Annotated in this window: 14 protein-coding genes and 6 pseudogenes; 12 read left to right on the forward strand and 8 right to left on the reverse strand. The window is 40.6% G+C overall.

The features are described from left to right. Nucleotides 1-33: 33 nt before the first annotated feature. From rsfS to JCM19033_RS05090, 7 genes and pseudogenes are all read right to left on the reverse strand, one after another. Nucleotides 34-387 (reverse strand): ribosome silencing factor, encoded by a 354-nt coding sequence (gene rsfS, locus JCM19033_RS05060; RefSeq protein WP_054635505.1) that lies wholly within the window; start codon nt 385-387, stop codon nt 34-36. Further along, nucleotides 377-973, reverse strand: coding sequence for a bis(5'-nucleosyl)-tetraphosphatase (symmetrical) YqeK (yqeK, locus tag JCM19033_RS25085; protein ID WP_054635631.1), 597 nt, complete (start codon nt 971-973; stop codon nt 377-379). Before yqeK ends, rsfS begins: the two co-directional genes overlap by 11 nt. A gap of 63 nt (nt 974-1,036) precedes the next feature. Further along, nucleotides 1,037-1,540: pseudogene (locus JCM19033_RS25090) on the reverse strand (nicotinate-nucleotide adenylyltransferase); the annotation flags it as partial. Nucleotides 1,541-1,560: 20 nt separating this feature from the next. Next, the gene (yhbY, locus tag JCM19033_RS05075; RefSeq protein WP_054635506.1) at nt 1,561-1,857 is read right to left on the reverse strand and encodes a ribosome assembly RNA-binding protein YhbY; all 297 of its coding nucleotides are present in this window, start codon (nt 1,855-1,857) and stop codon (nt 1,561-1,563) included. Beyond that, nucleotides 1,850-2,680 carry a shikimate dehydrogenase gene (gene aroE / locus JCM19033_RS05080; RefSeq protein WP_054635507.1) on the reverse strand — a complete coding sequence of 277 codons (831 nt, stop codon included), beginning with the start codon at nt 2,678-2,680 and terminating at the stop codon, nt 1,850-1,852. The genes yhbY and aroE overlap by 8 nt, the downstream gene beginning before the upstream one ends. Nucleotides 2,681-2,800: 120 nt before the next feature. Next, the gene (gene yqeH / locus JCM19033_RS05085) at nt 2,801-3,910 is read right to left on the reverse strand and encodes a ribosome biogenesis GTPase YqeH (RefSeq protein WP_054635508.1); all 1,110 of its coding nucleotides are present in this window, start codon (nt 3,908-3,910) and stop codon (nt 2,801-2,803) included. Beyond that, a pseudogene (locus tag JCM19033_RS05090) lies at nt 3,903-4,429 on the reverse strand (YqeG family HAD IIIA-type phosphatase). Before JCM19033_RS05090 ends, yqeH begins: the two are co-directional and overlap by 8 nt. Nucleotides 4,430-4,826: 397 nt before the next feature. Between JCM19033_RS05090 and JCM19033_RS21955 the strand changes: the two are divergent. From JCM19033_RS21955 to JCM19033_RS05135, 10 genes and pseudogenes are all read left to right on the forward strand, one after another. After that, a complete protein-coding gene (locus JCM19033_RS21955) occupies nt 4,827-4,979 on the forward strand; it encodes a sporulation histidine kinase inhibitor Sda (protein ID WP_083465275.1) in 153 nt (50 codons plus the stop codon). A 200-nt stretch (nt 4,980-5,179) separates the two neighbouring features. Further along, the gene (locus JCM19033_RS23175) at nt 5,180-5,506 is read left to right on the forward strand and encodes a hypothetical protein (RefSeq protein ID WP_157049741.1); all 327 of its coding nucleotides are present in this window, start codon (nt 5,180-5,182) and stop codon (nt 5,504-5,506) included. Between the two features lie 182 nt (nt 5,507-5,688). Next, nucleotides 5,689-8,105: pseudogene (locus JCM19033_RS05100) on the forward strand (Na+/H+ antiporter subunit A). Between the two features lie 14 nt (nt 8,106-8,119). Beyond that, nucleotides 8,120-8,523, forward strand: a pseudogene (locus JCM19033_RS05105) (Na(+)/H(+) antiporter subunit B). Next, on the forward strand, nt 8,523-8,861 hold the full coding sequence (locus JCM19033_RS05110) for a Na(+)/H(+) antiporter subunit C (RefSeq protein WP_054635510.1): 339 nt from the start codon (nt 8,523-8,525) through the stop codon (nt 8,859-8,861). Before JCM19033_RS05105 ends, JCM19033_RS05110 begins: the two are co-directional and overlap by 1 nt. Then, nucleotides 8,854-10,338 carry a Na+/H+ antiporter subunit D gene (locus JCM19033_RS05115; protein WP_054635511.1) on the forward strand — a complete coding sequence of 495 codons (1,485 nt, stop codon included), beginning with the start codon at nt 8,854-8,856 and terminating at the stop codon, nt 10,336-10,338. The genes JCM19033_RS05110 and JCM19033_RS05115 overlap by 8 nt, the downstream gene beginning before the upstream one ends. 5 nt (nt 10,339-10,343) lie before the next feature. Further along, a pseudogene (locus tag JCM19033_RS05120) lies at nt 10,344-10,819 on the forward strand (Na+/H+ antiporter subunit E). After that, on the forward strand, nt 10,819-11,100 hold the full coding sequence (locus JCM19033_RS05125; protein ID WP_054635512.1) for a Na(+)/H(+) antiporter subunit F1: 282 nt from the start codon (nt 10,819-10,821) through the stop codon (nt 11,098-11,100). The pseudogene JCM19033_RS05120 and the gene JCM19033_RS05125 overlap by 1 nt, the downstream one beginning before the upstream one ends. Beyond that, nucleotides 11,081-11,449: a monovalent cation/H(+) antiporter subunit G gene (mnhG, locus tag JCM19033_RS05130; protein ID WP_054635513.1), complete on the forward strand. Its 369-nt coding sequence runs from the start codon at nt 11,081-11,083 to the stop codon at nt 11,447-11,449. Before JCM19033_RS05125 ends, mnhG begins: the two co-directional genes overlap by 20 nt. Before the next feature lie 506 nt (nt 11,450-11,955). Then, a complete protein-coding gene (locus tag JCM19033_RS05135) occupies nt 11,956-12,228 on the forward strand; it encodes an HU family DNA-binding protein (protein WP_054635514.1) in 273 nt (90 codons plus the stop codon). 132 nt (nt 12,229-12,360) lie between these two features. Here the strand turns inward: JCM19033_RS05135 and sigK are convergent. After that, nucleotides 12,361-13,073: pseudogene (sigK, locus tag JCM19033_RS05140) on the reverse strand (RNA polymerase sporulation sigma factor SigK). Nucleotides 13,074-13,526: 453 nt separating this feature from the next. Here sigK and JCM19033_RS05145 point away from each other — a divergent pair. Then, the gene (locus tag JCM19033_RS05145) at nt 13,527-13,823 is read left to right on the forward strand and encodes a HesB/YadR/YfhF family protein (protein WP_054635515.1); all 297 of its coding nucleotides are present in this window, start codon (nt 13,527-13,529) and stop codon (nt 13,821-13,823) included. Nucleotides 13,824-14,568: 745 nt separating this feature from the next. After that, entirely contained in the window at nt 14,569-16,557 is a 1,989-nt protein-coding gene (locus JCM19033_RS05150) for a S9 family peptidase (RefSeq protein WP_054635516.1), read from the forward strand. The last annotated feature ends 27 nt before the right edge of the window (nt 16,558-16,584 follow it).

The following is a 16,584-nucleotide window of genomic DNA, read 5'->3' on the forward strand; positions in this document are numbered from 1 at the left end:
GCCGACCCCGCTTCAGGATCGGCGTTTTGTATATTAATTTAACACCTTTTCAAGCTCTACATATTGGGCATCTCCCCAGAGTTTTTCAAGGTTGTAGTAATGGCGGTCATCCTTGTGGAAGATATGCACTACTACGTCACCAAGATCAACTAATACCCATTTCGCTTGTTCATACCCTTCAAGGCGTTTTACCTCATATCCTTCTTCCTGGGCTGCTTTCTTAATTTCGTGAGCAATAGCCTGGACCTGCTTATGGGAATTACCATGACAGATAACAAAATAATCTGCGATTAGGGAAATTCCTTTCATATCTAGCGCTACAATGTCCTCAGCTTTTTTATCATCTGCTCCCTGCACAGCCATTTGAAGAATAGTATTATCTTGCATTTAAACACCTGACCTTTCGATTTTTATTTTTTTCTAACACCAGTTCGTTATATGCAGCCAGTGTTTCCGGAAAAACAGGCTGGCCTTTTTGCAGTAAAAATTGAATGGTATTACGAAGAGACATAATAATTGCACTGTCCAGATTGTGGTATGCTTCTTTTCTGACCTCTTCCACGCCTGGAAAAGAACGGTTAGGCTCGATATAGTCGGCAATAAAAATAATCTTCTCCAGCAATGTCATTCTCGCTTGTCCGGTAGTATGCCAGTATATAGCAGAAAGTATTTCCTTATCCTTAATTCCTGCTTCCTTTTCAACTAAAAACGCTCCAGCAGGTGCATGAAGAAGAGCATCTCCATACCTTGGGAATTCTTTGCTGACTTTCTGCTCCTCAATGATATCAAGCATTTCACTTTTTGAACGAAACTTCGCATAATCATGGAAAATAGCAGCTATCTCAGCTTTTTGTACGTCTGCTCCGTATAATTTCGCCAACTCCACGGCAGTTTCTGTAACTCCTAATGTATGCGTGTAACGTTCGCCTGTCAACTGTTCCTTTACAATTTCAAGAGCAGTGGCTCTATTCATATAATCCCTCTCTTTAATATATTCTCTCACTGAATCAGGGACTAAATATTGAATATTTTTTCCCATTTTAACCCTCAAACGAATATCAGTGGAAGAAACATCAAGCTGCGGGGCTTCCATTATTAAGATTCCTTCCTGAAAAGGTGGTGATGATTTATATGGCGGACGGGCGGCTACCGTAAAAGTGACCAATTTCTTAAGAGCATTAATTTCATGCCACGTATCCAGCTGCTCTGCCATATCGCCCCCTATAATAAAATAATATTCATGAGACGGGTTTTCTTTCTTAAGTTGTTTAATTGTATCTATTGTATAGGAAGGACCATTACGTTCAAGTTCTATAGTAGACAGTTTAAAGAAGGGATTATCATTAATAGCAAGTTGAATCATTTCTTTTCTTTGACGATTACTCGTCGTCGAAGATCTCTGTTTATGAGGAGGTACATTTACTGGTATAAACCAAACCTCGTCGAGCCCGCATTCCGTTAAAGCTTCCTGAGCTATCATCAAGTGAGCATGATGAGGTGGATCAAACGTTCCTCCGAGTATTCCAACTTTTATTGCCACTTAGGTTCACTCCTTAGAATTTAAGGAAGCTCTATAGATTTATTTTCCTTTGATTCCTTATATAAAACAATGGTATTGCCGATCACCTGGACAATTTCTGCTTTTGCTCCTTTACCTACTGCTTCTGCTACCTCATGTTTATCATCCATGCAATTTTGAAGTACGCTTATTTTAATTAATTCCCGTGCTTCCAAGGCATCAATCACCTGTTTTATTAAATTCTCATTTACTCCTCCTTTTCCAACTTGGAAAATAGGCTTTTGGTGATGAGCCTGGCTCCGGAGAAATCTCTTTTGCTTACCAGTTAACTTAGTCATTTTTGCCTCCTAATTGTTGTAACACGGTCTTCGTCATGATTTCCAGGTCAGCTTCCTGTCCCGTCCACTTTTTAAACGCCAGAGCGCCCTGCCTCACGAACATTCCTATTCCGCTGTGGGTCACGGCACCTCGTTTCTCCGCTTCAGCCAGCCACCTTGTTTGTAAAGGATTGTATATTAGGTCGCTTGCAATTGTCTTTGGTTTCATCCCTTCCACACTCATCGGCATCTCGTCAGTGTTTGGACTCATACCAATTGAAGTGGTGTTAATAATAACATCAAATTCTGAGAGCATTCCTTCTGCCTTTTCCTTGCTGATTACCTGACCTCCGCAGTCCTTGGATAAGGCTTCAGCCCTTTCCTGGGTTCTGTTTGTAATCATTAGATCGTTTACCCCGTAACGGCATAAAACGGTAACTACCGCTCTTGCCGCTCCCCCGGCACCTATTACAAGGATCTTATAATCAGAAATATCAGGGCCAGTCACTTCAAGAAGTGATTCAAGATATCCCTGTCCATCTGTGTTATATCCAGTTAATACACCATTTTCATTTACAATGGTATTGACGGCTCCAATGATCCTGGCTTCTTCATCAATATGATCCAGATGTTTCATGATTTCAACCTTGTGGGGAACCGTGACATTAGCTCCAGCAATGGAAAGGGCCTTGATTGCCTCCACTGCTTCTTTTATTTTTCCAGGCTCCACGTCAATAGCGTGATAATGATGAGGTATATTCAGCAATGAAAATTGTTCATTGTGCACAATCGGCGACATAGAATGACCAACCGGGTGGCCAAACAACACATACAAGTTTCCCATTTCTTTTTTCCTCCCCCGAACCTCTCTTTTTAAGAATTGGCTTATTTCATTTTATTTACGAATACAGTTCGCTCGTTTATCTATAAAAAAATCAACACTCTTCTTAACAGAACCAGCGGATTAAATAATACCCTCACGTATGGTGACATGAGACCCCTCTGGTACATATACAGCAATTTTTGCTCCCGCTTCACTTACGTTAATCCAGCCCAAGCCGGAAATCACCACGTCTGTTTTCTCCTCTTTAACGGTGATCTCCTGGCGTTTTAAAGGCGGAAATTCTTTGGCTGTTTCCTTACCAGGAGGAGAAAGCATATCTCCTAAGTGATTTTCATAAAGCTCGTCAGCTTTTTCTGTCTTTGTCCTGTGAATCGAAAGATCGTTTGCAAAATAACAAACAAAGGAGTTTCTTTCTCCTTGAAGGAAATCCAACCGTGCCATGCCGCCAGCATAAAGAGTTTGTCCTTCATTAAGCTGAAAAATCTTTGGCTTGATCTCTTTCCTGGGAGTGATTTCCTTTAATTCCTTTTGGCTGACAAAATGAGCCATTTGATGGTGATTAATAATACCAGGGGTATCGAATAGGCTTTTTCCATCTTCTAACGGTATATCAATCATATCAAGAGTCGTTCCTGGAAAGTGAGAGGTCGTGATCAGCTCCTCCTCTTCCCCTCCGAATTGCTTAATAAGGGAATTTATGAAAGTGGATTTTCCTACATTTGTACAACCTACAATATAAACATCACGATTCTTCCTGTATTGTTCAATTGCTTCCGCTACTTTGTCGATGTCGTATTTCTTTTCAGCGCTCATGAGCATGACATCAGCCGGCTTCAGTCCCAGTTCCTTCGCAGACTTTTTCATCCATTGGATTACTTTGTTTTGCTTTACAGATTTAGGGAGTAAGTCAGCTTTATTTCCGACGAGAAGGACTTGATTGTCTCCTACGAAACGATGAAGGCCCGGGAGCCAGCTTCCGTTAAAATCAAAGATATCTACAATTTTTACTATAAGAGCATCTGTCTGCCCTAACTGATTTAAAATCGCAAGAAAATCATCATCTGTTAAAGGCACATCCTGCACCTCATTATAATGTTTTAAACGAAAACATCTTTGACACGTAATGGTATCTCGCTCTAATGCTGATGGCGGGGTATAACCCATTCCCTGCTTATCTTCTGTTTGAATAGTTACCCCACACCCTGTACATACAATTTCCTGTTCACTCACGATTGGAATCCTCCCATTGGATAAGCCCTCTTTTTTTCAAACGTTTAAGCACTCTGCGCTCAACCCTTCTGTTAATCTTCGTAAAAAACCATCAGTGGAAGCTACCGGAACCACTAATATTGTCTTAAATCTGGCTCTGTTGCCTCCAAATACATCCGTCAGTACCTGGTCACCCAGGACAACAACCTCTTCTCGCTGCAGCCCCATCTCTTTACAAGCTTTTACAAAAGCTTTTCTGCTTGGTTTCTTGGCGGAATGAATAAAACCTATCCCTGTTGGCTCAGAAAACAAACGGACACGTCTTTCGTTATTATTAGAAACAATAGTGATCTTGAACCCACTGTCCCTTACTTTTTTAAACCATTCAAGAAGTTCAGGCGTAGCCTCTGGCCTGTCCCATTCCACTAACGTATTATCAAGGTCCGTAATGATCCCTTTAATGCCCTCTTCTTTCAGTTTAACCACATCAAGTTCATACACACTCTCAATAAATTCATCCGGCATAAATTGTCGCAGCACTCAATTCACCCTCATTCTTAGCTTTCTCCATCGTTATGTTTTCCTTAGCCGTACCATTATGTAACTAAACTGAAAGTATAACGATAATAGGCTCTTTTTTCAAATATGCTAACTTTTTTCCAAAACTTTTCGACAAAAACCAAGCTCGTTTCATGGTTGTGGATAATTATATCCCCAAATTAACAACCGACAGTACCCTGAAAAATGAATTTATATACAGATTGTACACAATTTATCCACGGGAAATTGTGGATAAATCGAACGATTGTTCTCTTACCCATTACATGATAACATTTGATTTAACAAATTGAATCTGATTCCCACCTACATACATGAATAAGTCATAAAAGTGAATAAATGAAGGAGGTGACCATCCGCTTATCAAGCGGATTTACCTATGGAACAATTGCCAGATGATTTGCTAGTGGAAGCATATCTGAAAGCCGTATCCCTTCGTCTTAATGAAGACTTTATTCAATTAATTGAATCTGAACTTGAGCGCCGTTCACTTCATGTCCGTCTTCCTTTGACAAACAGAATGTCATCTTGAATTCATTGGAAAAAGCAGCCGTTTTTTGTTAAACGGCTGCTTTTTTATGAACTCTGCTCATTTTCAATTCCCTGATAAATTCGAATGTATTCCCTTGGGAGAAAGGTTCAGGCCTGGCATCAGTCATTGGAGTCTCCGCTTGAAAAATCTCATACTCATTTTCATTGCTCTCCGGGGGCATACTAGGAAATGGCCGGGAGGTGTACGAATTTAATGCAAAGGCAAGACTGAAAAGAGAAACAAAGATTGCAATTGAAACACCAGCTTTTCTTTTCATATTGAAAAATTCCTTCCACCAAACTATTTTAGCGTTAGGTTCGCCTTTTTCGACACTTTTTATACGTCTTGAGAATAGGGAGGATAAGGAAGAAATAAGACAATCAGTTTCCATACTTTACTTTCACAAAACCTTCAATTTAAAAAAATTTAAGCTTGGAACAGCGTATTTCTTCCTATATATAAATCCTGTAAACCCGAAAGGAGTCGCAATGCACCAAGGTGCAACAACAAAAAATTTTAGGTTATAATTTGACATAGCTTTGCAATTGTTCGGTCTATTGGAGCAAAGAACACCTAGTTCATTTCACCCGAGGAATTGAAGTTCTCTTATGCAGGAAGCTGATTTTCTACAGTTAGCGCATTGTTTCGCCTGCATAATTTTACATTTTTTTGCATTTTTCATTAAAAAATAAAGGAGGTTTTTTTGTTCATGACTCTGCTTCACTGGGCTGTCTTATCACCATTCTTGCTAGCTATACTCATTCCATTCTTATATAGATATGCAAGAGCTGTTCATACCGGCTGGTTTGTTATGATTCTTCCAGCTGTATTATTTATTTACTTTTTAACCTTTCTTCCTGTTACCTCTGGAGGAAGTGTAGTAGAACAAACTGTTCCGTGGGTTCCTTCCCTTGGAATCAATTTTACGGTTTATGTTGATGGATTGAGCTTACTATTTGCTCTCCTGATTTCGGGTATTGGTGCTTTGGTTGTTCTTTATTCCATTTTCTATTTATCAAAGAAAACCGAACGATTAAATAATTTTTATGTGTACCTTCTTATGTTTATGGGGGCAATGTTTGGAGTAGTCCTCTCAGACAATTTAATTGTGCTTTATGTATTCTGGGAGTTGACAAGTCTTGCTTCTGCTCTGTTAATCAGCTACTGGTACCATAGAGAAAAGTCTACATACGGTGCCCAAAAGTCCATGCTGATTACAGTATTTGGCGGATTTGCAATGCTTGGGGGCTTTATCCTGCTTTATGTTATGACTGGAACCTTCAGCATACGCGGGATTATTGAACAAGTGGATGTAGTGGCAGCAAGTCCTCTATTTCTGCCGGCTATGCTGCTGGTACTTCTTGGTGCGTTCACCAAATCAGCTCAGTTCCCGTTTCACATCTGGCTTCCAGATGCTATGGAAGCTCCAACACCGGTCAGTGCGTATCTGCATTCAGCCACGATGGTTAAAGCAGGTATATATTTAGTTGCCCGCTTAACACCTGTGTTTGGCGGATCGGCTGAGTGGTTCTGGATACTGTCCGGCTTTGGTATTGTGACCTTGGTGTGGGGATCTATTTCTGCGGTCCGGCAAAAGGATTTAAAAGGAATTTTAGCCTTTTCCACGGTCAGTCAGCTTGGATTGATTATGACACTTCTTGGTCTAGGTTCTGCTTCTCTTGCTTTTGGTTTCGGAGAAGATACTATGCTTTACAGTGCTGCTACACTCGCTGCCATCTTTCATTTAATTAACCATGCAACCTTTAAAGGAAGTTTGTTTATGGCTGCGGGGATTGTGGACCACGAAACAGGTACAAGGGATATAAGAAAGCTGGGCGGCCTGATGTCTATTATGCCGATTACTTTTACTGTTTCCTTAATCGGTACGGCTGCAATGGCTGGTCTGCTCCATTTAATGGATTCCTCAGTAAAGAGATGTTCTTTACCGGAGTTTTAAATGCGATGTCTTTTGAAGGCTTCAACATGCAGACCTTGGGACTCTTGTTCCCTGTCTTTGCCTGGATCGCCAGTGTATTTACCTTCTTGTACTGTTTGATTATGTTCTTTAAGACCTTTACAGGTGACTTTAAGCCTGAAAACTATGACAAGCATGTACATGAAGCTCCTGCCGGTATGCTGATCAGTCCGGTGGTCCTTGCGTCCCTTGTCATTATTTTCGGCCTGTTTCCAAATCTACTAGCGTACTCAGTTATCGAACCGGCGATGGCTTCAATTTTGCCAAACCTTCTGGCTGAGGGAGAAACGTTTTATGTAAATATCTATCATTGGCATGGATTTAATACTGAGTTATTTATGACGCTAGGTGTTGTGGCGTTTGGCTCCCTTCTTTACGTGAACATGAACAAATGGTCCGCCATGAAAGTCTATATGAAAGAAAGAGACCCTCTTAACGGTTTATATGATAATTCATTGGACTGGTTAATTGTCGGTTCTCAAGGTGTGACTCGTGTTCAAATGACTGGGCTGCTGAGAGACTACTTTGCCTATATGCTAGCGTTTATGATGCTTTTGTTTATTTACAGCTTCATGAGATATGATGCTTTTGCTATTGACCTGGAAAACGTAGCACCGATTTCATGGTATATGTGGATCCTTACAGGAATTTTTATAGCGACAACCGTCGTGATTCCATTTATAAACAAACGAATCACAGCCATTATTGTCGTAGGCGTTATCGGATTTTTACTGGCTCTATTCTTTGTTATATTCCGGGCACCGGACTTAGCACTCACACAGCTTCTTGTGGAAACTGTGATGGTTGTTCTGTTCCTTCTTGTCTTTTATCACCTGCCTGAACTTAGAAAAGAATCGTTCAAGCCGGCGTTCAAGGTTACTAATGCGATCATCGCCGTAACAGTTGGTACTGTCGTCACACTTATTGCCTTCAGTGCCCATGCGATGCGCCATCAAAATGGTTTTGAAGCGATCTCCCAATTCTTCATTGATAACTCCTATGAGCTCGCAGGCGGTCTGAATATGGTTAACGTTATACTTGTTGACTTCCGTGGTCTCGATACGTTACTGGAAGTACTCGTTCTCGCCGTTGCTGCACTAGGTGTTATCACAATGATTAAACTTAAAATGACGGGGAGGGAAGATGTGTGAAGACAAATAACGTAATGCTTCATACTGTTACGAAAATTGCTGCCTTTATCATTCTTACCTTCTCTGTGTTTCTCTTTTTTGCAGGACACAATAATCCAGGAGGCGGTTTTATTGGAGGCTTAATGACTGCCTCTGCCTCCTGCTTTTATACGTAAGCTATGATATTAAAAGTATCCGGAAAGCTATTCCGTTTAACTATGTTCATATTATTGCAGCCGGCCTGCTGATTGCCATCGTAACCGGTATTGTCGGTATGTTTATAGGAGATCCTTTTCTCACCCAGTACTTTGATTATTTTGACCTTCCAATACTGGGGGAGACAGAATTAACTACCGCCCTTCCATTTGATTTAGGTATCTATATGGTCGTTGTCGGTATTGCACTTGTCATTATTTTAACGATTGGAGAGGATACTTAATGGAAATTTTAATGTCCATCACTGTGGGTGTCCTCTTCATGGTTGGCACTTACATGATTTTAACGAAGAGTATATTACGTGTTGTACTCGGTATTGTCCTGATGTCCCATGGAGCCCACCTTCTGCTTCTTACAATGTCTGGTTTAAAAGAAGGGGCTCCGCCATTATTAGGAGAAGAAGCTACCTACTATTCAGACCCGCTTCCTCAAGCTTTAATTCTGACTGCCATTGTAATCAGCTTTGGTGTTACGGCTTTCTTACTGGTTTTGGCATACAGGACATACAAAGCTCACAAAACGGATGATCTTGATAAATTGAGGGGTACTGCCGATGAATAGTTTAGTCTTATTACCAGTTCTGCTCCCTTTTCTAATGGGGACCATTCTCATATTCTTTGTCAAAAAGCATAAGGTTCAACGAGTCATCAGCGGATTAACTGCCATTGCCCTTCTGGCCATTACCATTGCTCTTGCGATTGTCGTTTATCAAGATGGCATCATGACGATGGAGATGGGTAACTGGCAGCCTCCGTTTGGTATCGTTCTTGTAGCTGATATGTTTGCTACTATGATGCTTATTTTATCAAGTATCGTCGGTATTACGTGTCTGTTCTTTGCCTTTAGAACCATAGCTACTGAACGAGAAAAATATTATTTTTACCCGTTTTACTTCTTCCTTTTAACAGGGGTAAACGGCTCCTTCTTAACGGGTGACCTGTTTAACTTGTTTGTATTCTTTGAGGTTATGCTCATTTCTTCCTTCATTCTGATTGTTATAGGGGGAACAAACTACCAGCTCAGGGAATCCTTTAAGTACGTCGCTATAAATATCTTTGCTTCCATCTTCTTTGTAGTCGGAGTGGCATATATCTATGCGGTAACAGGAACTCTGAACTTTGCTCACCTTGCTGAAAGAGTAGGTGAAGTTGAACAGCAAGGGATTATTAATACCATTGCTATTCTCTTTTTGGTTGTGTTTGCTATGAAGGGTGCTCTATTTCCCCTTTATTTCTGGCTCCCACGCTCATACTACGGGCCTCCTGCAGCTATTGCAGCCTTATTTGGCGGTTTACTTACAAAGGTTGGTATTTATGCGATAATTAGAGTGTTCACCTTAATTTTCACTCATGATCCAACCTTTACACACAACATTATTCTTGCATTAGCAGGGTTGACCATGTTCTTTGGAGTCCTTGGAGCCGTATCTCAATTTGACTTTAAACGGATTCTTTCCTATCACATTATCAGTCAGGTTGGATACATGGTTATGGGGTTAGGAATTTACACACCATTAGCGATTGCAGGGGCAATCTATTATATTGCCCACCATATTATCGTTAAAGCTGCTCTGTTCTTATTTGCAGGTGCTGCCGAGAAAATAACTGGGACAACTAATTTAAAGAAAATGGGAGGGCTCCTCGGAACTCACCCGTGGCTTGCATGGCTGTTTTTTATCTCAGCTATCTCACTAGCCGGTATTCCACCTTTAAGCGGGTTTTTCAGTAAATTTGCTTTGATGGTCGCCGGTTTTGAAGAACAGCGTTATATTATAGTGGCTGTTGCCTTAATTGTCGGGCTCCTAACACTATTTTCAATGATGAAAATCTTTATTTATGCGTTCTGGGGAGAACAAAAACATTCAGAGGAACAAGCTAAAATCAAAATTACGGATGTCTTGCTCCCTATCGCTCCATTAGTCGCTCTAACTATCATTTTAGGATTTGCCGCTGAGCCTATCTTTAGCTATTCACTAGAAATTGCTGAGGAACTATTGGACCCATCGGTTTATATTAATTCAGTTCTAGGGGAGGAGTAGAAGGTATGGCATTTCAAGTTTTATTAAACGTCATTCTTGCCATCATATGGGTTCTGCTGCAAAACAGCTTTACTCTTATCGATTTTTTCCTTGGCTATATTGTCGGGATTTTCATTCTCTTGCTGCTGCGCGGTGTAGTCCCTTTGACTTCTATATCCGGCGGGTTTACGCAGCCTTTAAGCTTGTATTGTTGTTTAGTAAAGAATTAATTTTAGCCAACATTGATATGATCAAAATTGTGCTTAGCCCGAAGATGAATATCGAACCAGGTATTGTTGCTGTTCCTACTGAACTTGAGTCAGAGTGGGAAGTTACACTGCTCGCTTCTCTCATTTCTTTAACACCTGGTACATTATCAATGGATTTTTCAGAAGATAGTAAGATCCTTTACATTCATAGTGTTCATGTACCTGACAGAGAAGAAGCGATCAAACAAATTCACGATACCTTCGAAAGAGCAATTAAGGAGGTAACCCACTAATGTTAGATATCATCTTGCTCGTTTCACTTGTGATAATGGCTATTTCCCTAGGGGTCTGTTTCCTGCGTGCGGTGATGGGTCCGACAATGTCAGACCGTGTCGTTGCATTAGACACGTTTGGTCTAATGTTAATCGGCTTTATTGGGGTCTTAATGATGATGCAGGGTACGTCTGCATATGCTGAGGTGGTGCTGGTCATTGGGATCCTTGCCTTCATTGGGTCAGTAGCCCTGGCTAAGTTCCTGGAAGGAGGTGTCGTCATTGACAGAGGTACTGATTAGTATATTCGTCCTCATTGGAGCATTTTTCAGCCTCCTTGCAGCCATAGGGATTATACGGATGCCCGATGTTTATGGACGGCTCCACGCGGCAACGAAAAGCGCTACACTAGGGGTTATCTCTCTTATGACAGGCACCTTTTTATACTTTCTGCTTGTTGAAGGCCTATTTGTAGCCAAATTCCTATTAGTTATTTTGTTCGTCTTCCTGACTGCTCCGTTAGCGGCCCAAATGATTTCCCGCTCTGCACATCGTATCGGGGTTTCCTTATGGGAAAAGAGCTCAATGGATGAACTTGAAGACAGCTATCCTGAAGAAGTAAAGAAAAAAAGAAAACAGCAGACTTCCTGAAAACCAGCTGGGATTGGCTATCAAGCCTTTCCCAGTTTTTTTCTTTCCCCCACTCATCAGTAGAATGTAGAATGATATACACTCCTTGGTTAGCAGTCCCCTCTTTTACTTTTCCCAGTTAAAACATAGATGTATGTATCCTTCGAGCATCCTTCTTGTTTCAGATTTTGCCTATGCCCGCTTGTTATTTCAGAGCGTAACGTTCAGAAAAAAACAGACTACATTACAAAAACAAAATAACGAATGGAAAAGCCCATTTTAAATGCTAGAGCTTTCTTCTTTCACTACACTGGTTCGGCGGAACCCTTACTTTCACTGCATTTTTTTATAAAAATAAAAATTCGACATAATTCTGTTACTAAAACCTCCAATATTTGGTTATAATAGATTCCAAATACCATCAATTTTCTCGTTTTTCCCTGCAAACACTTGACATGACAGGGTTTTTAAGAGTAAATTTGTAATGTACAAGCTCTATATAATTAGGAATGAAAGGGAGTTTTTTCATGAACAAAACAGATTTGATTAATGCGGTAGCTGAACAAGCAGACCTTTCTAAAAAGGATGCTTCTAAAGCAGTAGATGCAGTATTCGACAGCATTACTGATACTTTGAAACAAGGCGACAAAGTTCAGCTTGTTGGCTTCGGAAGCTTTGAAGTACGTGAGCGCGCTTCCCGTAAAGGCCGCAACCCGCAAACTGGAGAAGAAATTGAAATCCCGGCTACGAAAAACCCTGCATTCCGCCCAGGAAAGCAGCTTAAAGACAGCGTAAACTAAGATAATAATTGAACTTGAAAAGACCCTCTCTGGATTTTCCTTTGCGAGGGTCTTTTTCATCCTTCCCCTGCAGCCTCTCGACAAAATAAAAAGAGGAGAGCCTTTGCACTCTTCCTCCTTTACAACGAATGATTAAGATTTACCCGAATTTTTCTGGTGTCTGTAAAACTCCTGAAACAACTTAAACAGCGCCCGTTTTTCAATTCGAGAAACATAGCTTCTTGAAATGCCAAGCTCCTTGGCAATCTCTCTTTGTGTTCTTTCTTTTTGCATATCCAAACCAAATCGTCCTATAACCACTTCTCTTTCTCTTTTATCAAGGGTATCCAAATATGCAAGGACTTGTTTTTTTCCATTTTTAATTGGATAGCATCTGCGATGTCGGGGCCCTCTTCCTGTAAAACGTCGATGAGAGAAATCTCATTTCCTTCTTTGTCGCTTCCAATCGGATCGTGAAGAGATACATCTTTTTTTACCTTTTTTAATGCACGTAAATGCATGAGGATTTCGTTTTCTACACACCTGGCTGCATAGGTTGCTAATTTTGTCCCTTTATCAGGGGAATAGCTTTCTATGCCTTTTATCAGGCCGATAGTACCTATGGAAATCAGATCTTCTGTATCTTCCCTGGTATTTTCAAATTTCTTTACAATATGAGCAACTAGGCGCAAGTTATGTTCAATTAGGATATTCCGAGCATGCTGGTCGCCTTCCTGCATCCTTTGAAGGTATTCTTTTTCTTCTTTTTTTGAAAGAGGCTGAGGGAAAGCATTATTTTTTACATAAGAAACAAAAAGAAGAATCTCTTTCATTGCATAAGCGAGAGCTGCAAGTACACCGGACAAACGCCGCACCTCCTCTTGCATGCATTTAATACAATGTATGCAAACATAAGCGTGGCTTTGTCTGTCCCAGTCCTTTTCCTTCAGAAAATACAACAGCTACTCTTTGTCAGGCTCTTCCGCCTCCCCTGCCAGTTGCGATTCGCTCATTCTTTAATTACCTTTTTTTCCTCTTCTGTCAGCGGTCTTCCTAATCGCTCTTCAAATTCTTTCTTTATGGTGTAATACAACAACGATAAACTAGACAAATGATCACCTTATCAATACATTATTCAACTACCTAATCCTAAACTCCCTTAATATTACCAAAAAAGGAAATGAGATAGTATGAAATTGTGTATTTTTTAAAAGTTTTTGATATAAAACTAATTCACCATTGCTTTTCTTTGATGTTTAAGATCAAGTTTCGCTATAATGATGGAATAGACTTTATGACAACATTCAGGAGTGAACAAAATGGAGATAACAATCAGCCAGCCGGCACTCAAATGGTTTGAAGAAGAAATGGAGCTTAAACAAGGAGACTCGATCAGGTTTTTTGTCAGGTACGGAGGACATGCTCATATACACACAGGATTTTCTCTTGGGGTGGGAAAAGAAGCTCCCTTTGAGCCTGCAGCATCTCTAGAGAAAAATCATTACCTGTTTTATGTTGAAGAAAAAGATATGTGGTTTTTTAAAGATCATAACCTTCAAGTAAAATACAGCCGTAAGGCGGGCGAAATTGAATTTGAATTTCCTCCTCGATCCTGACGACAGTGCAAAGATGGCACTGTCTTTTTTATCAAATTATCACGAGCCTATTATTTTATTATCTTCCCACCCACTTCCTGCTATCTTCATTCCTGATCAAACAATTACACCTGACCTAAGAAAACAGTAAACCTAAATTCAAAAAAAAACTGCTTGCCATACAGTTGGCAAGCAGCATCAAGGGGAGAGAGTAGTGTTCGGAGAGTGTTCATGAACCCAATGGCCACATTCAACTCTATTCATATACCGCTTGGGTGGGAACGGGTCTACTATATGAGCAGGAGAGCATCACGTACGTAGAATGAAAACGATAAGTTGAATGGCCTTGAATCACCCTGTATTAGTAGTGTAATTGAAGAAGCTGAATTGTACATTGTTTATGGAAGATCTTCTTACAGGAAAATTAAAATCTCCTGTAGAAAGCTTCAGGGTTTGTATATTGTATAGGATCACTTGAGTTTGGAAAGCTATAGTACAAATACTGAATTGCTTTTTCTTCGGTACACATACATGCTTTATTGGAAGGTATTATTTGGATGGTAATTTAAACTATTCTTACTGTTTGAGTTTTTTTAAAACATTTACTATACTTGATAGCACAAAGGCCAAATTAACATGTAATGATAGATTGCTAAACAGTACACTAATGTCCTCGTTTTGCAGTCATGCCCACAAGAACATATTCCAGGCAATACATACGGTTTTTGCTTATCGCAGCGGAGCCAATAGAAAAGGGGGAAAATATATGGGACTAAATAAAAGACCTATTACAGCTGACGATTTAAAAAGAATTTCAGTAGTTGGAGACCCGCAGATTTCTCCAGACGGTGAAAGGTATGCTTATGTCCAAACTCACATTGATGAAAATGAGGAATACCGCTCTCATTTGTACATTCATACCTTAGGAGATGACATTCCTGTTCAATGGACATTCGGCAAAGTGAAGGATCAGTCACCAAGGTGGTCTCCGGATGGCTCAGAAATGGTGTTCTCGTCTAATCGAAGCGGCACTTCCCAGCTATGGATCATGTCAACAAGCGGCGGAGAAGCCAGACAGCTCACCACTTTAAAAAATGGAGCTCATTCCCCTGTCTGGTCACCTAATGGCCGTTATATTCTCTTTTCCACTCTGATGGATCCAGACGGCGTTCCTGAAGAAGAAACAAAAGAAGACGGCAGCAAAAAGCAAAAGCCTAAACCGCTTGTTGTCGAAAGATTAAAGTATAAATCTGACATGCGTGGATTCCACGACGAAAAGCGAAATCACCTTGCCTTGTATGATCTGAAGGCCCAGAAAGTTATTCAGTTGACCTCAGGACAGTTTGACCATACTCCTGGCAGCTGGTCACCTGACAGCAAGCACGTAGTGTTTACGGCAAACAGGGAAACAGATGAGGACAGGACCTTATATCAAGATCTGTTTACGATAGACATTGAAAGCAGAGAAGTAACAAAGCTAACTGATACAACTGGTGCATTTTCTCTCCCAAACTGGTCTCCTGATGGCCAAAAAATTGCTTGTTTTGGTCATCAATATGAATTCAAAGGAGCTACACTAAACCAAGTCTGGATTATTGATGTAGATACAAAAGAAAAAACTTGCATGACGCTGAAATGGGACGTTCAAATTGGCGATGCGATGATTGGCGACATTCGTTCCAACAGCCCCAATCCAGGGCCGGTTTGGTCTCTTGAACAAGAATATATTTACTTTACTGCCAGTGACCACGGCAATACAGGATTGTATCAAATGGACATGGAAGGCGAAATAACAACTATTCATGAAGAAGAAAATCATGTTTTTGGATTTACTTATCACAGAAACACAGACAGATTTATCGCTGGCATCAGTGACCCTTCCAACCCAGGAGACTTCTTTAAGATCCGGAGAAACGAAAGAGGAAAAATCCGCCTTACTGACGTCAACGAGAAATTTTTAAGAGAGGTCCATCTTTCCATACCAGAACCCGTTACCACAAAAGCTGAGGACGGCTGGGAAATCCATGGCTGGATCATGAAGCCTGCTGATTTTGAGGATGGCAAAAAGTACCCTCTTGTGTTAGAAATACATGGTGGTCCTCATGCCATGTACGGAAATACGTTTTTCCATGAGCTCCAGTTGTTGGCTGCTCAGGGATACGTTGTACTTTATACAAACCCACGAGGAAGTCACGGATATGGGCAAACGTTTGTAAATGCCTGCCGGGGAGACTATGGAGGCAGAGATTATACTGATCTAATGAGTGCCGTGGATCACGTGCTAGAAAATTTCGACTGTATTGATCAAGAACGACTAGGTGTCACTGGCGGAAGTTATGGAGGGTTTATGACGAATTGGATCGTCAGCCACACTGATCGTTTTAAAGCTGCCGTTACCCAGCGCTCTATTTCAAATTGGCTTAGCTTCTATGGAGTAAGTGATATTGGTTATTTCTTCACAGAATGGGAAATTGGATATCATTTGTTTGATGATCCTGAAAAGCTGTGGCACCATTCTCCTCTCCGTTATGTAAAAAACGTCAACACACCTCTTTTAATTTTGCATGGAGAGCAGGATTACCGTTGTCCAATTGAACAAGGTGAACAGCTATTTATCGCTTTGAAGCATTTAGAAAAAGAAGTGAAATTCGTCCGCTTTCCAGAAGCAAATCATGAGTTAAGCCGCAGCGGTCCTCCAACATTGCGGCTGGAGCGCTTAAATCACATTTGCAAGTGGTTTAAACAATATATCTAAAAATGAGAAAAAGAGGGGGGTTCCCCT

The sequence above is a fragment of the Thalassobacillus sp. C254 genome (assembly GCF_001310615.1).